Raw genomic sequence first — 17,369 nt, 5'->3', positions numbered from 1 at the left:
GCCGCAGGGTAACCTGTGCGACATGCAGCATCAAGCATGGTTTTCCATGGGCGGCGCCCGCAGCCCGCCGGAAAGGCCGGCTCAGTACAGCCGCGCGGCGGTGTCGTGGTAGAGCGCTTGTCGGTCGCGCTCCGGGATATCCAGCTCGGCGAGAGCGGTGTCGAGCCGGTGGCGCCAATAGCCCGGCGAGGCCAGGGCCGTGGCGACCGGCCAGTTGCTGGCGTAAAGCAGGCGCTCGGCCCCGAAAAGCCGGATCATCGCGGCGACATGACGCTGGGTCATCGGATCGTCCTGCGCCGGATCGCCGGTCAGCGGCAGGCCCGAAACCTTGACGTGGATATTGTTCAGCTCGGCCAGCCCGGCCATGGCGCGATGCCAGCCGTCAAAGCGGCCGGGGTCCGTGTCGGGCAGGCCGAAATGCGCGACCACGACCGGCAGCTTCGGATGCGCCCGGGCCAGCGCCGCCACGGCGCCAAACAGGGGCGGCGGGGCCAGCACCTCGATCAACGCGCCGCTGTCCTGCAAGGCCGCGCAGGCCCCGCGCGCGGCCGCGCTGCGCAGATAGTCTTCGGGTGCCGCATCCAGCAGCGGTGTGAGCCGCACACCGCGAAAGCCGGGATCGGCGGATTGCCGGGCAAGTTGGGCCTGGCAGGCGGGATCGCGCAGATCGACCCAGCCCACAACGGCGCGAAACATTTCATGCGCGCGGCAAAGATCAAGGCAATGCAGCGCGTGCTCGACCGTCGCGGGGCCGTGAACCAGCACCGCGCTCTCGGCCCCGGTCTCGGCCAGAACGGGGGCAAGATCGGCAGGCAGAAAGGCGTTGCCGGTGAGGCTGGGGAATTGCTTTTCGGCAATGAAGGTCTCGCCGCGGCTGCGGTCCCAGATGTGGACATGGGCGTCGATGATGTGCTGGGTCATGTCAGGGCTGTTCGGTTGGGGCCGGTATCCCGAGCGAGGCCAGGGCCGGCCAGAGGGCGGCGGGAACGGGCGCGGAGAGATCGGCCAGGTTGGAGCGCAAACCCGCGGGCGCGGTCAGCCCGAGCACCAGCCGCGTCACCGCCGGATGGGCGGCGCTATAGTGCAGCGCGGCGCGTTTGAGCGTGACGTCATGGGCCGCGCAAGCCTTTTGAATGGCGCGCACTTTCGCCCGCGTCGCGGCGTCGGGGGGCTGATAGTCGAAGCGCGTGGCGGGATCGTCGGGGCCAGTGGCGAGAATGCCGGAATTGAACGGCGAAGCCAGCTCGACCTGGGTGCCGCGCTGGCGGCACAGCGGGAAAAGATCGGGCGCGGCGGATTGATCAAGCAGGGTGAACCGCCCGGCGACCATCAGCACGTCAAGCTCGGCCTCGCGCAAGAGCGCGAGATGCGTGGCGGCGAAATTGCTGCCAACGCCCAGCGCGCCCACCACCCCCTGCGCTTTCAGCTCGGCCAGGGCCGGCAGCGCGCCGTCCAGTGCGGCGCCCGGGTCATCGTCGCAATCGTGCACAAAGGCGATGTCGAGCCGGTCGGTGCCCAGCCGCGTCAGGCTCTGCTCGACCGAACGCAGGGTGGCGTCGCGGGAATAGTCGCGCCAGTCGCCCGGGTTGGCCTTGGGGTTGCTGACCCGGGCGGCATAATCGCGGTAGCGCCCGACCTTGGACGACAGCAGATAATCGCCGCGCGGCACGCCCCGCAATAGCCGCCCCAACCGCTCCTCGGACAGCCCGCCGCCATACAGCGGCGCGGTGTCGAAGCGCCGCAGGCCCATCGCCCAGGCGGCGGCGAACATCGCCTCGGCCTGGGCGTCCGAGATCGGCGCGACATTGCTGGTGCCCAACAGGCCGAACCCGAGGCCCAGAGGTTTGATCGGCTGGCTCATCGAATGCGCCCTTCGGTTTCGGGATCGAAGAAATAGGCATGCGCCATGTCGAAGGCGAGCGGATGGGGGGCGCCTTCGGCAAGATCGACCCGGCCGCCGGTCTTGCCGATCATGCTGTGCTGGCCGGCGCGGAAATGCACCAGCTTTTCGGTGCCCAATTGTTCGATCAGGTCCACCGGCACCGTCGCGGTCGCGCGGCCGGGCTGGTCGACGGCGGGGCGGATGTCGTCCGGGCGGATGCCGCAGATCACCCGCGCGCCGGCGCGCAGCCCGTCGGGCGTGGCGCAGGCAATCTCGCTGTCGCCCAGTTTCAACCCGGTCGGCGTCACCATGCAATCGACCAGGTTCATCGGCGGGCTGCCCATGAACCCGGCGACAAAGACGGTGTCGGGATCGTGGAAAATGGCATCCGGCGTGCCCTGCTGTTCGATCTTGCCGTCGCGCATGATGACGATGCGGTCGGCCAGGGTCATCGCCTCCACCTGATCATGGGTGACATAGATGATGGTGTTCTGGAGCCGCTGGTGCAGCCGCTTGATCTCGGCCCGCATCTGGCCGCGCAGCTTGGCGTCGAGGTTCGACAGCGGTTCGTCAAAGAGAAACACCTCCGGGTCGCGCACGATGGCGCGGCCCATGGCGACACGCTGGCGCTGGCCGCCCGAGAGGGCGCCGGGCTTGCGCTCGAGCAGCGGCGTCAGCTCGAGGATCTCGGCCACCTCGCGCACGCGCCGGTCGATCTCAGGCTTGGGCATCCGCGAAAGTTGCAGCGAAAACGCCATGTTGTTGTAGACGGTCTTGGCCGGGTAGAGCGCGTAGTTCTGGAACACCATGGCAATGCCGCGTTCCTTCGGGCGCAGCCCGTTGACGACGCGCTCGCCGATGGCGATCTCGCCGCCCGAGATGGTCTCGAGCCCGGCCACCATGCGCAGGGTGGTGGATTTGCCGCAGCCCGAGGGGCCGACAAGGACACAGAACTCGCCCGGCTGGATCGAGATGTCGATCCCGTGCAGCGCCTGGTGGGCGCCGTACATCTTCACGAGGTTTCGGATTTCAATGCGTGACATGGGGTCTCCGGGTCTTACAGACGGCGCGCTTCGTTGCGCAGGTAAAGCAGCGTGAAGGCCGCCGAGATGATGAGGATGGATACGGCGACGGTGGCCGCCTGGCTGAACTGGAAATCGACAAAGGCGAGGCGGAAGGTCAGGGTCGAGAGCACCTCGGTCGCCCGGCCGGGGCCGCCGCCGGTGGACAGCCAGACCAGCGGAAAGAGCTGGAAGGTCCAGATCAGGTCCAGCAGCGCGACACCGAAGATCACCGGTTTCAGCTGCGGCAGGGTGACATGCCAGAACTTGTGCCAGAAACCTGCACCGTCGATCTCGGCGGCTTCGTAAAGCTCACGCGGGACGGTTTGTAGCCCCGACAGGAAGCTGACCATGATGAAGGGATAGCCGCGCCAGGTCGAGATCAGCAGCAGCGACCACATCGCCAGATCGGGATCGCCCAACCAGTCGAGCGGCTCGGACGTGAGCCCCATCCATTGCAACATGTAGTTGATCAGGCCGAAGGGGTTGAGCAGCAATTGCCAGTTCAACGCCACGACGACGGCGGTGAAGATCCACGGCAGGATCAGCATCGAGCGAAAGTACGTGCGGGCGCGCGGTGCGATATCGGCGTTGACCAGGAGCGCCAGCCCGATGCCGACAATCATGTGGCCCAGCACCGAACCCACGGTGAAGACCACGGTGTTGAACCCGGCGCTCCAATAGCCGGGATCGGTGAGCAGGTTGGTGTAATTGGCGAGGCCGACAAAGGTGGGGTTTCGCTCGACGATGACATTGTCGTAAAGCGAATATTCCACCACCTTGTAGAGCGGCACCGACAGCAGCGCGCCGAGGATCACCAGCCCCGGCAGAAGGAACAGGTAGGGCGTGCCCCGGGTGGTCATCTGGCGAAGCATTGTGGTCACTTGAACGTCCTTTTCGCGTGGAGGGTCGGGCGCAGGGATGCGCCCGGCCCTTGCGTCTTATCCGGCGAGGTCGAGCCAGCGCGCCTGAACGGCGGCGGCGGCCTCTTCCGGGCTTTGGTCGCCGCGCAGCATGGCCTGGATTTCCTCGGTCATGACCGACCAGCTGGCCGCCGCCTTGGGCGATTGGCGCATCTCCTCGACCGGGGTATCCCCCGACAGGATTTCCATCTGTTTGAGCAGCGTCTCATCCGCGCCCTCGCGCACCGCATCAAGCGCGGCGAGATTGCCGGGCAGCGCATTTGCGGCCTTGGCGGCACGGGCATTGACCTCGGGCGAAAGCAGGTAGTTGACGAAGGTCCAGGCCGCGTCCTTGTTGGGGCTGTCGGCGGCAATGCCGATTTCCCAACCATGCACGCGATAGGCGGTCTCCCCGTTCGTGGGCACCCGCACCAGCGTGTACTCCAGCTCGGGATTGCGGCTGGTGATCGAGCTGGAATGCACCCCTGGGGAAATCATGAACCCGGTGCGCCCGGCGATGAACTCCTCCAGATCGACGCCGCCGGTGCGCGAGGCCGCACCCGGCGCGATGGCACCGGCATCGTTCATGTCCTTGAGGAATTGCAGCGTCGCCACCACCTCGGGGTTGTCAAAGTTCGGCGTGGTGTCAGCCATGATCCTGCCGCCATGGGCATAGAGCAGCGGCAGGAAGGTCAGGATCGGGCCGTTCGACGGCGGCTGCGAGGAAAACGGCATACCGATGCCCGAGATGCCATCCTCCAGCGCCGAGATCGCGCCGGCCTGTTCTGCCAGTTCCTCCCAGGTGGCGGGCGGCGCGTCGAACCCGGCCTGGCGCACCAGCCCCATGTTCACATGCATCACGAAGGGAAAGGCATTGAGCGGCACCATCCAGGTGTGGCCGTCGATCTTGCCCAGCGGCGCCTCGACCAGATCGGATGTGGCAAAGCTGTTGTCGTCGCGGGCCAGATACTCGTCGAGCGGCTCGAGAATGCCGATGTCGAGGAATTCCTTGGTCCAGGGCATGTTGAGCCCCAGCACGTCCGAGCCGACGCCGATGGCATTGTCGGTCACGATGCTCTCGCGCGCCTTGCCAAAGGGCTGGGTGACCAGCTTGACGGTGATATCCGGGTGCTTGGCTTCGAAGTCGGCGACCAGCTCGTCATAGAAGCCGTCGGTGTTCTCGGCCGCGAACCATTGCAGCCATTCGATCTCGGCGGCCTGCGCCGCCAGCGGCGTCAGCGCCGTCGCGGCGGCGAGCGCCAGGGCAGTGAAACGGGTCTTGATCATGGTAGTCTCCTCCTTGTTGTGGTCCGGGGCTTGCCGCCCCGGTGTGCGGGCTCCTCACCCCTTGACGCCCCCCGCGGACAACCCGCCGACGACAAATCTCTGAACGAGCATGAACAGGATCAGCACCGGCAAAGAGCCGATCACCGAAAACGCCATCATCTCGTCCCACTTCAGGCCGAACTCGCCGACCATCATCGAAATCCCCACCGGCACGGTGCGCATGTCCATCGACCGGGTCAGCGCCAGGGCAAACAGGAACTCGTTCCAGGCCAGCAGGAAGGTGTAGACGGCGGTCGAGATGATCCCCGGCAGCGCCACCGGCAGCAGCACCCGCACCAGCACGCCCAGCGGCGTGCAGCCGTCGATGGTGGCGGCCTCGTCGAAATCCTTGGGGATGGTGTCGAGATAGCCGTTCATCATGACGATGGAATAGGGCAGCGCGAAGGTCAGATAGGTCAGGATCAGGCCCCAGAGCGTGTCATAGAGCCCGAGAAAGACGATCACGCCGAAATAGGGGATCAGCAGTGTGATCGTCGGCACCATCTGGGTGGTGATCACAAAGAGCTTGGCCACCCGGTCGCCGAAAAAGCGGTAGCGCGAGAAGCCGAAGGCCGCCAGCGTGCCGATCACCAGCGACAGCGCGGTGACGGCGAGGCCCACCACATAGCTGTTGATCAGGAAGCTGCGAAACTTGGGATCGGTCAGCACCTTGGCATAGCCGTCCCAATGGAAGGTCTCGGGCAGGAGCCGCGGCGGCAGCGAAAAGGTCTCCGTGGTCGGTTTGAGCGAAACCGAGACCATCCAGAGGATCGGAAACACCATGACAAAGGTGACCAGGGCCAGCGCGGCATAGATCGCGGCCTGCCGCCAGCGGCGGCGGCGCTCTTCGTTGACGGCCTGTGCGGCCTGGGCGGGCTGGACGATATCCGACATCACAGCACCTTCAGCGTCGCGTTGTCGATGAAATCCCAATCCAGCGCGATGCCGAGGCCCGGGCCCTGCGGCAGATGCGCGTGGCCGTCGCGCACGTCGATCGGATCTTTCAACCCGATGGCAAAGAGCTCTTCCGGCACCAGCACCTCGAAGAACTCGTTGTTGCGGATCGCGGCGGCGCAATGCAGGTTCACCAGCTCCAGCGGGTGATAGATCGCGGTGTGGATCTCGCAGTTCATTCCATGCGCCTCGGCCAGATGCGCCGTCTTCATCAGCCCGGTGATCCCGCCCGACCACGAGGCGTCGCCGCGCACGATGTCGACCGCGCGGCTGGCCACCAGCTCGGCCACGCCTGCGGGGTGGTTCTCGGCGGTCTCGCCGCCGACGATGGGAATGCGCAGCGCCCGCGTCAGCTCGCGCATGGAGCCGTGGCATTCGTCGAACATCGGTTCTTCGAGCCAGTAGTAATTCAGCTCTTCCAGCATCTTGCCGAAGTGCAGATTCTGCTGGAAATTGAAGTTGTTGACCGGGTCGGACATCAGCCGGAATTCCGGGCCCACCGCCTCGCGGCAGAGCCGGTGCGCCTCGAAGGCAATGTCGATATCCGCCGGCGGGTGCAGCTTGTAGGCCGCCCAGCCGCGCGCCTGCAACGCCTTCGCCTCATCGGCATAGGCCTGCGCCGTGGGCAGGGTCAGCGAAGAGCCATAGATCGGCACCGCATCGCGCACCGCGCCCAGATGCTTGTACAGCGGCAGCTCCGCCGCCTGCGCCTGCGCCAGATGGCAGGCGATGTCGTAAGGCGCATAGGCATAGGCCGGGGTGAAGTTCCAGGCCCGGTTGAAGCGGCGATAGTCGTGCCAGTGCTTTTCGCGGTAATCTGGGTCGCGGCCGATGAAGAACGGCCGCAACAGCTCGGCCGAGACCGCCCCCATGGCCAGCGCGCTGCGGCCGGCAAAGCCGAAGGTCTCGACGCTGATCCCGGCGTCGGTGTCGAATTTCATGGCGAGGAATTCGAAGTCGATCGGCTTGCCGTCCTTCAGGCTGTAGGCCTGATCCGGTTCGTGGCGGCAGGCCCGGATTTCGATATTGGTGAACTTCATGAAAATCTCCTTCAGCCGGCCTGATAGGCGGCGTGTTCGGTCGTGTAGAAATCGAGGGTGGAGGGGCCGACCGAGCCGGTGCCGAGGCCGGATGCGCGGATGCCGACAAAGGGCATGTTGTCATCCGGCGCGGTGCCGTGGTTGACGTGGATCATGCCCGATTGCAGCTCATTCATCGCGCGCCGGGCAAAATCGAGCCGGTCGGTGAAGATCGCGCCGGTCAGCCCAAATTCGGTGGCATTGGCAAGGCGCAGCGCCGCATCGTCGCCGTGATAGCGCGACAGGGTCAGCACCGGGCCAAAGATTTCGTCCTGCACCGCCGGGTTGGCGGGATCGTCGCTGGCCAGCAGCGTCGGCTCGAAAAACAGCCCCTCGGGCGCGCTGTCCGGCGCCAGCCGCCGCCCGCCGGTGAGCACCGTCGCGCCTTCGAGCTCGGCGGCACGGACAAGATGCGTGATCCGATCAAGCTGCGCCTGCGTGGTGATCGGCCCCAGCGTCGTTTTGGCATCGCGTCCCGGCCCCGCGGTCAGCCGCTGCATCCGCGCGATCAGCCCGTCGCGCACCGCGTCATAGACCTCGGTCTGGGCGATCACCCGGCTGATCGCGGTGCAACGCTGGCCCGAACATTGAAAGGCCGCGCCGATGATCGCATCGAGCGCGGGTTCCAGATCGGCCACCCGGTCGACGATGACCGCATTCTTGCCGCCCAGCTCGAGAGAAACTGGCACCAAATTGCCGCCGGCGACCGCGCCGATCTTGCGCCCGGTGGCAACCGAGCCGGTGAAGGAGATCGCGTCGACCTGTGCCGCGACAAGCCCCGACGCCACCTCGCCGGCGCCATTGACCAGGCAGAGCGCGCCCTGCGGCAAGAGGCCCTCGGCCGCGCGCACCAGCCGCATTGCCGCCGCCGGGGTGTATTCCGAGGGTTTCAGCACCACAGCATTGCCTGCGGCCAGCGCCGGCACCAGCTTGCGCAGCGGGGTCAGCACCGGGAAATTCCATGGCGTGATCGCCAGCACCACGCCACGCGGGCGGCGCAGGATGGTGTTGCTCCAGCCCGGCGCGCGCCCGGGCAGCGTCTGGCCGCCATGGCTGCGGGCAAATCCCAGCATCTGCCGCGCCTCGCGCAGCGATTTGCCGATCTCGGCCGTCGCTTCGGCCAGGGGCTTGCCCTGTTCATCGGTCATCTCGCCGGCCAGCGCCGGGGTTTCGGCCTCGATCCGCGACAGCCAGTCGCCCAGCAGATCGCAACGCTGGTTGACGGTCAGCGCCGACCATGCGGCAAAGCCCTTGCCCGCAATCTCGAGCACTTGCGTCACATCCCCGGGCGAGGCAAAGGCGTAGCGGCCGACCACCAGCCCCAGCGCCGGGTCGCGGGTCTCGAAATCCGCCGTGCCCGACCAATTGGCCGGCGCCGGCAGGACGGGCGGCTTTACCGACGTCATGCCGCCCCTCCCGCCGCCTTGAGCCCGGCGACCAGCGCCTGTGCCCCGCCGCGCAACATCGTCTGATCCGAGCCACCCGGCACCACCTGCGCCCCGCGTTGCACCAGCGCCTCGAGCGCCAGGCCGGGAGCGGGCAGCGCGCCAAACACCTTGCCTGCGGCCAGGGTGCTGTCGAAGACCTTGTCAAAGGCCTCGCGGAATGCCGGCGCCTCGAACTGGCGGAACAGCCCCATGGTGGCTGAGAGATCGTTCGGCCCGACAAAGAGGCCATCGAGCCGGGACAGCGCGAGGATCGCATCGAGGTTGGCCACCGCCTCGGGCGATTCAATCTGCATCAGCACCGTCAGGGCGTCATTGGCATGGGTGTAATAGCTGTCGGCCGCATACCCCCAATCGGCGGCCTGGATCGCGCCGACTGCCACGCCGCGCCGCCCCGCGCCGGGAAACAGCGCCGCCTCCAGCACCCGCGCCGCCATTTCGGCATTGTCGACCTGCGGCACCAGAAGGCAGTTCGCCCCGGCATCGAGACAGCGCTTGACGCTGCTGGTGTCGTGATCTGGCAGCCGCACCATGACCGCTGTGTCGAAGCCGGCCAGCGCCTGCACCTGTGCCGCCAGACCATCGATCCCGCCGCGCCCGTGCTCGAGATCGACCAGCAGGTAATCCAGCCCGGCCCGCGCCATGAGACAGGCGACCTCGGGCGAGCCAAGCGTCGACCATGCGCCGGAAACCGCCCGGCCCTCGGCCAGCTTCTGCTTGAAAATACGCCCTTTTTGCAGGGTACGGGGCAAGTTGTCTGTCATTTGCTTTCCTTCGAAGTCGTGGCATGGGCGCTGACGAGGTTATGGGTGTGCACATGTGCCCCCGCCGCGATGTCGGCCGTGGCCCGGCCGATGGGCCAGCCACCGCGCCAGACGGTTTCGCCGGCGCGGATCGGGCGCAGGGCAACCTTGTGAAACACTGAAATCGCGTCTTGGGCCGTCACCGCGCCGGTTGCCGCGCCTTGCAGCGAGATCTCGGCCCCGGCCGCGACATCGGCGAGCAGATAGGCGACCATGTCATCGGCGCCGACCGTATGGGCAATCGGGGTCATATCGCTTCTCCGAACCGGCTGATGGCCTCGCCGCCCTCGCCCATGATCTCGCCATAGGTGAGCTGGCCGGCGGCAGTGGCGGCGATTTCTTCGATCAGCCGGGCGGCCATGTCGTCCATCGTCCGCCCGGCGAGCAGGCCCGATGCGTCAAAGTCGATCTGGCGGCCCAGCGCCCCGGCGGTTGCGGCATTGGCGCTCAGCTTCAGGGTCGGCGCCAGCGCGCTGCAATAGCTGTTGCCGAGCCCGGTGGTGAACAGGATCATCTGCGCCCCGGCGGCGACAAATCCGGTCAGCGACTCGGGCGAATAACTCGGGGCGTCCATGAAATGCAGCCCCGGGGTGGCGGGCGTCTCGGCATAGGCCAGCAGCGACCGGATCGGCCGCGTGCCGGCCTTTTGCACCGCGCCGCTGGCCTTTTCCTCGATGGTGCTCAGCCCGGCCTTGATATTGGCGGCATTGGGATTGGTGCCGAGCAGGTCGAGCCCGGCGGCATGCGCCAGATCGAGGCGCCGTCGCACCGCCTGTTTCAGCGCGCGGCCCAGTTCGGGCGTCGCCGCGCGACGCGCCAGCTCCTTTTCGGTGCCGAGCCATTCGATGCTTTCGCCCAGCATCACGCTGCCGCCGGCATCGACCAGCCAATCGGCCACCCGGCCGAGCAGCGGATTGGCCGCCAGCCCGGAAGACGGGTCGGACAGGCCGCATTCGAAGGCCAGCAACAGATTGATGAGCGGGCAGTCCTGCGGCTGCTGCGCCGACAGGCGCCGCAACAGCCCCGCGCCGAGGGCCAGGCCGCGCTGGCTCAGCAGATGCGCGTCATGTCCGACCTCGTCGAGGCCCAGCGCCGCATACGGCCGCCCGTCGCGGTCCAGCACCGCGATCAACTGGTCAAGCCGGGTGCGGTCGGCGCCGATCAGAAGCACCGCGCCGCAATTGGGATGCACCGCCAGACCTGACAGCGCGGCAAGGTGAAGCTCGGCGTCCCGGCCGACCATACCCATGCCGAACATCGTTCCGGCAAAGACCGTGCCCGGCAACGCCCCGGCAATCCGCCGCGCCGCCGCATCGGTCAGCCCGGTGGCGTTCAGAACCAGCAGGTGATTGCGGATCCCCGGCCGGCCGCTGGGGCGCGGATAGCCCCGGAATGTCTCGGGCCCCCGCACCATCAGGGGGCCACCATCCTGGCGGCGGTGCGGGCGGCTCTCGGGGCCGGAACGACGGTGCGCGACATGCGGGTCTCCAAGCTGGATTGCTGCGCTCCTTATTGGGAGCTTAACTGAGATCTTATAAAAGATTTGACAGAGTCGACTGGCCGAGTCAATGCTGATCTCACCGCCATGAAAGGACCGAGGCCGCATGACCGCCCCCACTCTCCCCGCCGACCGGCCGCCAGGTGCGCAGGTTGAAAAGACCGGGGGCTTGGGCGTAATGAGGGGGCGGGCGGCCGGCGATAATCACTCGGGCCCCTGCCGTCCCTCGCCTTGCCCGACCGCCCCATTTTCAGGAGATCACCTGTGCCCAGTGACGTGAACGACCCGACTGTGGAAGAGGCCGCGCAATCCTCCCAGGTCCAGCGCTCGGGCGCCTATGAGCGGTTTGTGAAATGCCTGATGCAGGGCACGTTCAAACCCGGCCGGCTGGTCACCCAGCGCGAGATCTGCGATGCCACCGGCTCGACCATCACGGCGGTGCGCGAGGCGCTGAAGCGGCTCGAGGGCGAAGGGATTGTCGAGCTGATTGCCAAGAAAGGCGTCGTTCTGCGCGAGATCGACGCCACCGAGGTGCGCGAGATCTATCAGTTGCGCAAACTGGTCGAGATGCCGGCGGTGCGCGCATACGCAAGCGACCACGACCCCCAGGAAGTCGACGCATTGCGCCGCAGAACGCTGGAGATCATGGAAGCCTCGACCGAGACCGCCGAACAGCGCCAGGCGCTGGTCCGCCGGCGCACCAAGCTCGACTGGGATCTGCACCAGACCTTTCTAGGGGCCCTGGGCAGCAGCCTGATCGACGAGATATTCAGAAACCTTGAAACCAAGCAGATGCTGGTGCGGCTGCAATTGCCGCCGCGCTATCTCAGCCACGGCGAGGCCTTTGCCGAACACCTCGAGATCCTGCATGCGATCCGCGACAAGGACGCCGACCGGGCCGCGCGGCTGCTCGAAGAGCATCTCAACACCGCGCAGCAAAGATTTCTGGACGCCATCGAATATTGACGGCCCGGCGGGGCCGGGGCCTGCCGCCGGCCGGGGTGCGTCAGGCGCGGCCGGTCGCGGCCAGGGCCGCGGCGGCACCGCGCAGCTCGGCCAGGCCGCGCAGCCGGCCGATATAGGGGTAGCCGGCGCGCATGCCGCGTGACTGATCCCAGCCGATCATATGGCCGTGGTCCGGGCGCATCGGCACGTGCCGGCCGCTGTCGGCCTCGAGACGCAGCGCCCGCCGCACGATTTCGACCAGACCGGCATCGCCGGCCAGATGCGCGGCCTCGTGAAAGCTGACGCCATCGGCCTCGCGCTCGGTCGAACGCAGGTGCAAGAAGTGGATGCGGTCGCGGAACCGATCGAACATCGCCGGCAGATCGTTGTCGGCGCGCACGCCCAGCGAACCGGTGCAGAAGGTCAGCCCGTTTTCCGCCACCGGCGCGTGATCGAGGATCGCCGCCAGGTCCTCGGCGCAGGAGACCACCCGCGGCAGGCCGAACAGCGCGAAGGGCGGATCGTCGGGATGGATGGCCAGTTTGACGCCGGCCTCGCGCGCCACCGGCAGCACCCGGTCGAGAAAGGCCAGCAGGTTGGCGCGCAGCCGCGCGGCATCGATCTCGCGGTAATCGGCGATGCGATTGCGGAAGCCGTCGAGCGTCCAGCTTTCCTCGGCCCCCGGCAGCCCGGCGATGATCGTCTCGGTCAGCCGCTGACAGGCGGCCCCGTCCATGCCGTCATAGCGCGTTTCGGCTTCTTCGGCGATGTCCGCGCGGTGGTCGGCGCGGGCGCCGTCGCGCTTGAGCAGGAAGATGTCGAAGATCGCCGCATCCACCGCGTCATACCGCAGGCATTGCGCGCCATCGGCCAGCGCATGATCGAGCGCGGTGCGGGTCCAGTCCAGCACCGGCATGAAATTGTAGCAGACCGTGGTGATGCCTTCGGCGGCGACGGCGCGCAGGCTCTCGGCCCAGACGTCGGCCATGGCTTCCCAGCCCGTCGCGCCGGTCTTGATGCTCTCGTGGACCGGAATGCTCTCGACCACGACCCATTCCAGGCCGGCATCGCGGATCATCTCTTGCCGGGTCGCAATATCCTCGCGGCGCCAGGGGGTGTCGGCCGGCACGCCGTGCAGGGCGGTGACAATGCCGGTGGCGCCCGCCTGGCGGACATCGGATAGGGTCACGGGATCATCGGGGCCAAACCAGCGCCAGGATTCGATCATAGAGGCCTCTCGGGGGCTTTGGGGTTATCCGGTCTGGGCGACCGGCTCGAAAAGATAGCCGTCGAACGAGGGATCCTCGACGTCCGACAGCGCCATCAGCGTTTCGCGGACATTGCCGAGATGCTGACACATGGCGGCGCGCGCCTGTTCCGGGTTGCGGGCCTGAAGCGCGGCGAGGATAGCCTCGTGATCGTCCAGCCAGGCGCGGCGATATTCGGTCTCGAAGATGCGATCGTGCAGCCGCGCCCACATCGGGCTCTGCTCGCGCTTGCGCCAGAGCTCCTCGACCACGTCGACCAGCACCGAATTCTGCGTCGCCTCGGCGATCAGCCGGTGGAATTCGCGGTCGCCGTCATAGCCGGGATCGCCGTCGGCCATGTCGGCACGTTCACGGGCCAGCGCCTCGCGCAGGCGCAGGATGTCGTTCTTGGTGACCATGCGGGCGGCAAAGCCGGCGACCTCGGATTCGATGAGCTGCCGCGCCTGCAACAGCTCGAACGGGCCGATATCGTCGCGCACCTGTGCCCCGGTGCCCAGTGGCGTGTCGGAGATGTAGATCCCCGAGCCCTTACGCACCTCGACCACGCCCTCGATCTCGAGCAGGATCAGCGCCTCGCGCACCAGCGAGCGCGACACGCCAAGCCGGTCCGACAGCCCGCGTTCCGGCGGCAACCGGTCGCCGGCGGCCAGCGCCTCGCTGCGGATGATGTCCTGTATGTCCCGCGCCACATCCCGATATTGCCTGCGTTCGCCCATCACTCCTCCTTCGATGCCCGCTCCGCGTAATGCGCCGCCAGAAGGCCGAAGGCCGGCTTTCTGGTCTGCTTGTCGGCGGCGATCAGACCCTTGCGGTTCCAACCACGCTGAAAGACATTCTGACGCCGTTCGACACGGAAATCATAGAGGATCCAGGGCGAAATTCCTTTGATGTAATCAAGATCCGACAGTGTCGCGATCTGTTTTTCATAGACTTCAGACTGATAGGCAGTGGAAAACAGCCCCCGCTCGGGCCCTTTCTCATGGTCGCCATCGGCTCCGGTTTCCGAAATCACCACCGGCCGGTCGGGGGCGGAATTGCGGCCGATGATCGCCAGTTCGTCGAAGTTTTCGTCGTACCAGCCGTAATATTCGTTGATCCCGATGATATCGAGCGCGCCGGCCAGACGGTCCTCGATCTTGAGCTTGGCGTGGTTGATCAGGCAGGCAGCGGCGATCAGCCGGGTCGGATCTTCGGCCCGGGCGGTCGCGGCCAGGCGCTGCATGAAGTCGAGCCGGGAATCGGTGTCGGGGTTCTCGTTGCCGATCGACCAGATGATCACGCTGGCGCGGTTGCGGTCGCGGCGCACCAGTTCGGTGAGCTGGTTGGTGGCATCGCGGCGGGTGGCCGGATTGGCGAAATCGATCGCCCAGTAAACCGGGATTTCCTCCCAGAGCAGCAGGCCCAGCTCGTCGGCGATCTCGGCGGCGCGTTCGTGATGCGGGTAATGCGCCAGCCGCAGGAAGTTGCAGCCCAGTTCGCGGGCATGTTCGAAGCGGCGACGGATGTCAGCCTCGCTGGTGACCTTGCCGGTCCGTTCGTCGTCCTCGTGCACGGAAATGCCGCGCAGGAACAGCGGTTTGCCGTTCAGGAAAATCTCGGTTCCGCGCCGTTCGACAGTGCGGAAACCGACCCGGTCGGTCACCACATCGCCGCCGGCGGTGCAGGTCACGTGATAGAGCATCGGGCTGTCGGGCGACCAGAGCGCAGGCTGCGCCTCCAGCGTCACCTCGCCACGCCCCTCGGTCAGCGGAATGTCGGTTTCGACGCCCAGTTCGGGGATCTCCAGCCGCGCGCTCTCGGCCGGGCCATCAGCAACGACCAAGGCTTTTACCGCGCCGCCCTCGAGTCGCAGGAACAGCTCGCGGATCACCGTCGCCGGCGTCTCGAAAAGCGTCACCTCGCGGTAGACGCCGCCATAGTTGAACCAGTCGGTGTTGCGCATCGGCACCCGGTCGCGGGTGCGGGTATTGTTGACGCAGAGCATGATCCAGTTTTCGCCCGGCTCCAGCGCCTCGGTCAGCTCGACACAGAACGGCGTGGAGCCGCCGTAGTGGTTGCCGAGGAACTGGCCGTTGACGAAGACCTTGCAATCATACTGGGCGGCGCCGATCCGCAGGAAGCGGCGCCGTCCTTCGTCCAGGGCGTCGACGGTGACGGGCCGGGTGTACCAGGCCGAGCCTTCGAAGAAATACCATTTCTCCTTCAGCATCTGCCAGTTCGAGGGCACCGGCACCGTCTCGCCGTCATGCGGGTCGTAATCCCACGGCTCGATACGGTCTTCGGGGCGTGCGGGCGTCATGGCGAACCATTTCTGCCGCAGCCCGGTATCAAGGAGATCGACGCAGAAGAACCAGTCTCCGTCCAGCGACCGGCCCTGCCGGCCGCCGGAGAAGATCAGGGTCTCGGCGTTCAGGCTCTGCGTGTTGAAAGGACGGTCGTAGTCCTCGTCATGCAGGCACTGCAGCGCGTTCTCGGCGATATCTGACCGTTCGAGCATGGCGACCTCAGGAGCCGGAGGCCGAGGACTGGATGCGCTCGATCAGGTCGGCGACCGTCTCGGACTGCGATGCGACCTCTTCGTACATCGGCTGGACCGCCTCGACGAAGGGGGTCTTGTCGACCTCGTGCACGGTCACGTCAAGCTCGGCCTGGGCCTGCTCGATGGCCGCGTCAGAGGCTTTCTTCCACTCGACGCCGTGACGCTGCTGCATTTCCGCCGCAGCGGTCATGAAGGCCTCCTGCTCTTCGGCGCTCATGCCGTCCCAGGCGCAGTTCGACATCACCACGACCGAGGGGATGATGGTGTGCTCGTCGAGCGAGAAATGCGAGGCAACCTCGCCGTGGCGGGCCGAGGTCAGTGCCGTGGGGTTGTTTTCGGCGGCATCGACGACGCCCTGTTGCAGCGCGCTGTAAAGCTCACCCCAGGAGATCGGGGTGGGGTTGCCGCCCAGCAGCTCGACCATGCGGATCGCCGAGGGCGAGGGCTGGACGCGGACCTTGACGCCGGTCAGATCGGCCGGCGAGAGGATCGGTTTCTGGCCATAGAACGACCGCGCGCCCTCGGTCAGGAAAGCCACGCCGCGAAAGCCGTTGTCGACCGACGCGGCAAGGATGTCCTGGCCGATCTCGCCCGAGATCACCTCGTTGAAATGCGCTTCGGAGGCGAAGATATAGGGCAGGTTCATTGCCGAATAGCTTTCCTCGAAGGCTTCGAGCTCGGAGGCGTTGGAGCGGGCCATCTCGAGCGCGCAGTTCTGCACCAGCTCCATCGATTCGCGCTGGGTGCCAAGCTGGGCGTTGGGGAAGATCTGGATCTTGATGCCGCCATCGGTCAGCTCTTCGACGCGATCCGCCATGAACTGCATCGACAGATGCGTCGGATGATCCGGCGGGTTGTTGTGGTTGAGACGGAACGTCTCGGCGCCGGCCGATGTGGCGACCGCGGCAATGGCGGCGGCGGTAAAGGTAGCTGCGACTTTCATGGAAGTCCTCCCGGAAGAATTTCAGCGATTGGCCCCTTATCCTGGTTGACCAATCTGGACGGATGATGCGGTTTATTGCAGGAAGTAGTCAACCCATTTCTGAAATTGGTTGACCACATTTATCGAGGCTGCGAGTATGCGGCACATTCTCAGCCTGAGGAGGAGACGAGATGATCCCCCACGCAAGACCACCCCGCCCAAGCCGGAGGCGCGCTCCATGAAGTCCGCAATCGACAGCCTGTTGCGCTGGGTCATCATCGCGATCTTCACGGTGCTGGTCGCCTGTGTCACCTGGCAGGTGCTGAGCCGCTACGTCCTCGGCACGCCGAGCACTCTGACCGACGAGATCGCGCGCTTTCTCTTCATGTGGCTGGCGCTGATCGGCGGCGCCTATACCTTTGGCGCCCGCCGCCACCTGGCCATCGACCTGCTGACCAGCACGCTCAGCGGCCGCCGCAAGCTGGCTTCCGAGGCGGCGATCCTGCTGGTGGTGGCAAGCTTCGCCGCCGTGGTGATGATCTGGGGCGGCTATTCGCTGGTGTCGCGGACCCTGGCCTCTGGCCAGGTCACCCCGGCGCTGCGCATCTCGATGGGCTGGATCTACGGCGCCATCCCTTTCGCCGGGGCGGTGATTCTCTACTACTGCGCCCTGTTTTTTGCCGAGGTCGCCCGCGGGCGAATGCCTGTGGTCGAGTCCGACTCCGACCTGCCGATCGAATGAGGA

17 protein-coding genes are annotated in these 17,369 nt (G+C 66.5%); 2 read left to right on the top strand and 15 right to left on the bottom strand.

What is annotated here, in order from left to right; all coding sequences use genetic code 11:
* Positions 1–81: 81 nt before the first annotated feature.
* From AC0J5K_RS00315 to AC0J5K_RS00265, 11 genes are all read right to left on the bottom strand, one after another.
* Positions 82–921, bottom strand: coding sequence for an amidohydrolase family protein (locus AC0J5K_RS00315; RefSeq protein WP_274562117.1), 840 nt, complete (start codon positions 919–921; stop codon positions 82–84).
* Position 922: 1 nt separating this feature from the next.
* A complete protein-coding gene (locus tag AC0J5K_RS00310; protein ID WP_274562116.1) occupies positions 923–1,861 on the bottom strand; it encodes an aldo/keto reductase in 939 nt (312 codons plus the stop codon).
* The gene (locus AC0J5K_RS00305) at positions 1,858–2,925 is read right to left on the bottom strand and encodes an ABC transporter ATP-binding protein (RefSeq protein WP_274562114.1); all 1,068 of its coding nucleotides are present in this window, start codon (positions 2,923–2,925) and stop codon (positions 1,858–1,860) included. Before AC0J5K_RS00305 ends, AC0J5K_RS00310 begins: the two co-directional genes overlap by 4 nt.
* 14 nt (positions 2,926–2,939) lie before the next feature.
* Complete coding sequence (locus tag AC0J5K_RS00300) at positions 2,940–3,818, bottom strand: carbohydrate ABC transporter permease (protein ID WP_274562194.1); 879 nt, start codon at positions 3,816–3,818, stop codon at positions 2,940–2,942.
* 66 nt (positions 3,819–3,884) lie between these two features.
* Entirely contained in the window at positions 3,885–5,132 is a 1,248-nt protein-coding gene (locus AC0J5K_RS00295) for an ABC transporter substrate-binding protein (protein ID WP_274562112.1), read from the bottom strand.
* Between the two features lie 54 nt (positions 5,133–5,186).
* Positions 5,187–6,065, bottom strand: a complete 879-nt coding sequence (locus AC0J5K_RS00290; RefSeq protein WP_274562111.1) for a carbohydrate ABC transporter permease — start codon at positions 6,063–6,065, stop codon at positions 5,187–5,189.
* Complete coding sequence (locus AC0J5K_RS00285) at positions 6,065–7,165, bottom strand: enolase C-terminal domain-like protein (protein WP_274562109.1); 1,101 nt, start codon at positions 7,163–7,165, stop codon at positions 6,065–6,067. Before AC0J5K_RS00285 ends, AC0J5K_RS00290 begins: the two co-directional genes overlap by 1 nt.
* 11 nt (positions 7,166–7,176) lie before the next feature.
* Complete coding sequence (locus AC0J5K_RS00280) at positions 7,177–8,610, bottom strand: aldehyde dehydrogenase family protein (RefSeq protein WP_274562108.1); 1,434 nt, start codon at positions 8,608–8,610, stop codon at positions 7,177–7,179.
* On the bottom strand, positions 8,607–9,413 hold the full coding sequence (locus tag AC0J5K_RS00275; RefSeq protein WP_274562106.1) for an HpcH/HpaI aldolase family protein: 807 nt from the start codon (positions 9,411–9,413) through the stop codon (positions 8,607–8,609). The genes AC0J5K_RS00280 and AC0J5K_RS00275 overlap by 4 nt, the downstream gene beginning before the upstream one ends.
* Positions 9,410–9,703, bottom strand: coding sequence for a UxaA family hydrolase (locus AC0J5K_RS00270; RefSeq protein WP_274562104.1), 294 nt, complete (start codon positions 9,701–9,703; stop codon positions 9,410–9,412). Before AC0J5K_RS00270 ends, AC0J5K_RS00275 begins: the two co-directional genes overlap by 4 nt.
* Complete coding sequence (locus tag AC0J5K_RS00265) at positions 9,700–10,866, bottom strand: UxaA family hydrolase (RefSeq protein ID WP_274562103.1); 1,167 nt, start codon at positions 10,864–10,866, stop codon at positions 9,700–9,702. Before AC0J5K_RS00265 ends, AC0J5K_RS00270 begins: the two co-directional genes overlap by 4 nt.
* Positions 10,867–11,214: 348 nt before the next feature.
* On the opposite strand from AC0J5K_RS00265, the gene AC0J5K_RS00260 reads away from it, so the two are divergent.
* Positions 11,215–11,916, top strand: coding sequence for a GntR family transcriptional regulator (locus AC0J5K_RS00260; protein ID WP_139211321.1), 702 nt, complete (start codon positions 11,215–11,217; stop codon positions 11,914–11,916).
* A 40-nt stretch (positions 11,917–11,956) separates the two neighbouring features.
* Here AC0J5K_RS00260 and uxuA read toward each other — a convergent pair whose 3' ends face one another.
* The 4 genes from uxuA to AC0J5K_RS00240 are packed head-to-tail and all read right to left on the bottom strand — an operon-like array spanning position 11,957 to position 16,645.
* On the bottom strand, positions 11,957–13,123 hold the full coding sequence (uxuA, locus tag AC0J5K_RS00255; RefSeq protein ID WP_274562101.1) for a mannonate dehydratase: 1,167 nt from the start codon (positions 13,121–13,123) through the stop codon (positions 11,957–11,959).
* Between the two features lie 24 nt (positions 13,124–13,147).
* Positions 13,148–13,879, bottom strand: coding sequence for an FCD domain-containing protein (locus AC0J5K_RS00250; protein WP_048528956.1), 732 nt, complete (start codon positions 13,877–13,879; stop codon positions 13,148–13,150).
* Entirely contained in the window at positions 13,879–15,660 is a 1,782-nt protein-coding gene (locus tag AC0J5K_RS00245; protein WP_274562098.1) for a glycoside hydrolase family 2 protein, read from the bottom strand. Before AC0J5K_RS00245 ends, AC0J5K_RS00250 begins: the two co-directional genes overlap by 1 nt.
* 7 nt (positions 15,661–15,667) lie before the next feature.
* Entirely contained in the window at positions 15,668–16,645 is a 978-nt protein-coding gene (locus tag AC0J5K_RS00240) for a TRAP transporter substrate-binding protein (RefSeq protein ID WP_274562096.1), read from the bottom strand.
* A 217-nt stretch (positions 16,646–16,862) separates the two neighbouring features.
* On the opposite strand from AC0J5K_RS00240, the gene AC0J5K_RS00235 reads away from it, so the two are divergent.
* Entirely contained in the window at positions 16,863–17,366 is a 504-nt protein-coding gene (locus AC0J5K_RS00235; protein WP_048528952.1) for a TRAP transporter small permease, read from the top strand.
* Positions 17,367–17,369 lie beyond the last annotated feature (3 nt).

It is taken from the genome of Marinovum sp. E3 (genome assembly GCF_055755275.1).
Note: the sequence above shows the minus strand (reverse complement) of the source record. Positions and strands in the feature narration are given on the sequence as shown.